Below are 2,062 nucleotides of genomic sequence, written 5' to 3' on the forward strand. Positions count from 1 at the left end.
AGGCGCCCTGGGCGGTGAAGCTGGCTTCGGGGGTCGTGAATGCGAGCTTGTTGAGGCGCCACTCGCGCCCGGCGCCGCCGCGGTTGACCGCATCGATCTCGGCACGGCCCAGGCGCCGGCCGAGCAGCTCGAAGTCGTCGACCACGATGTCGAGGGCAGGCAGGGTGCTCGGCTGCTCGTCCAGCAGCGACTCGACCGCGTTGGCCGTGCTGGGCGCGATCTTCAGGCGCGCCAGACGCGCGTACAGGCGCCCCGCCTGCGCGCTGCGGTACTCGGCGTAGCCACTGAGCTCGGTGGCATCGATGTTGGCGTGCCAGAGCGCGCCCTCGCGGGTGCCGCCGAGCACCACGTTGTGCAGCGTGCGGCCGCCGATGGCGAGCTCCTGCGCGCGCAGTGCGAGGATGGTGGGCAGGTAGGCCGAGGTGTCGTCGCCGCCCTCGGTTGCCTCGGCCGTCTTGCCCGTGCTGTCGCCGAACAGGGCCTGCCAGGCCGGCACGTCGACGCGCGCGAGCTGGATGTTGGCGAGCACGCCGCGCTCGGGCGGGTTGGCGGATTCGCCGGCGGACAGGCCGATGCCGATGCCGCCTCGCAGCACGCGGGGTTCGCTTCCGGAGATGTCGCGCACGTAGGAGGCGGAGCCGACGCGGGCCAGCTCGATCGAGAGCCGGTCGTGCAGCAGCGGGGGGGCGCCGGCACGGGTCTCGCGCTGCACGATCTTCTTTTCGATCGCGAGCGGCATCGGGTCCTCGGGCGGCTTGGCCAGCGGCGCGGGCAGTTGCAGCCCCAGGCCCTGCAGGCTGCTGGCCAGCGAGAACTCGGAGGCACCGTCGCGCATCGAGAAGGCGGCCGTGTAGGGCGTGCTGCCGCTGGCGTGCCTGGCCAGGCGCACCAGCCAGTCGACCTCGCGCGCCGCGCGCATGCCCTCGGCGCTGGCGTTGCCCTGGGCGCGCAGGCTGAGCTCCTGGGCCGTACCCCAGCGGCCCGCGCCCTCGATGCGCACGGCGCCGCCGAGTGCGCGCGCCTGTACGCCGGCCAGCGAGAACCCGTCTTCGGTGAAGCTCAGCGTGCCGCGCGCCTGGCCCAGGGTGGGAGCCTCGGGCAGGATCTGGATGTCGTTGTCGGCCAGGGCGACGCTGGCCTGCACCTTGGCCTTGTCCATGGCCGACAGCGGAAGCTCCAGGCGCAGCCGGTAGTCCGCATTCCCGGTGGCGCGGGCGCGCGCCAGCGCAGGGCCGGCCTCGCCCGCCAGCGGCGATCCGGCGCGCAGCAGCTCGGCCAGGGGACCCTTGGCCTGGGCCTCGACCTTGAGCAGCGGCGCATCGTGGTCCAGGTCGGGGATATGGGCCTCGGCCCTGGTCACCTCGATGCCTGGCGCGCCCGCGAGGCGCCCGCGGGCGTTGCGCACCTGCATGCCCGCCCGCTCGAAGACCAGTTCGCCGCTCACGCCCGTCAGGGCCGGCCAGTTCATCGCCGAGCCGGCCACCGGCGGCGCGTAGGCATAGTGCACGTCCGCCACCCGCGCGGCAATGCGGAAGTCGCCCTGCTTCGGGTCGGTGAAGGGCATGTCGTGCAGGTCGCCCTTGACCTTGAAGTCCACTGCGCTGGCGCTGCCCTTCTGAACGGTGTCGCGCACGTAGTCGCGCGTTTCCTTCGGAATGTGCTGTGGCAGGTAGCGATAGACGCGGGTGCCGTCGGCGCGCGTGAGCTTGCCCTGCAGGTCGAGTACGCCGGGGAAGCGCGCGCGGCTGCTGGAACTGGCAGGGTCGCTGGTGCGCCAGCTGGCCTGCGCCTCGCCCTCGGCATCGGCGTTGGCGAACCTGAGGCCCGAGACCTGGAGCTGGGACTTGTCGCCGTCGATCTTCCACTGGAGCTGTGCCGACAACTGGTCGATCGCGATCACCGGGTCTTCGAACACGCCCGGAAAGTCCAGCGCTCCGTTGGCGATGCTCAATGCGGCGCTGCCGCCGGCCTGGGTGGCGTCGAAATCGATGGTGGCGCCGCGCATGCCGGGCGCACCGGCCTCGGGCGTCGGCGCTGCGGCGGCGGCCGCTGCCGCCGGCAC

1 protein-coding gene is annotated in these 2,062 nt (G+C 72.9%); it reads right to left on the minus strand.

Translation table 11 applies throughout. The features are described 5' to 3' along the window. On the minus strand, positions 1 to 2,062 hold a 2,062-nt coding region (locus tag APY03_RS44845), incomplete at both ends, for a YhdP family phospholipid transporter (protein WP_269747412.1).

The organism is Variovorax sp. WDL1 (assembly GCF_001541225.1).
Taxonomy (GTDB): domain Bacteria; phylum Pseudomonadota; class Gammaproteobacteria; order Burkholderiales; family Burkholderiaceae_C; genus Variovorax.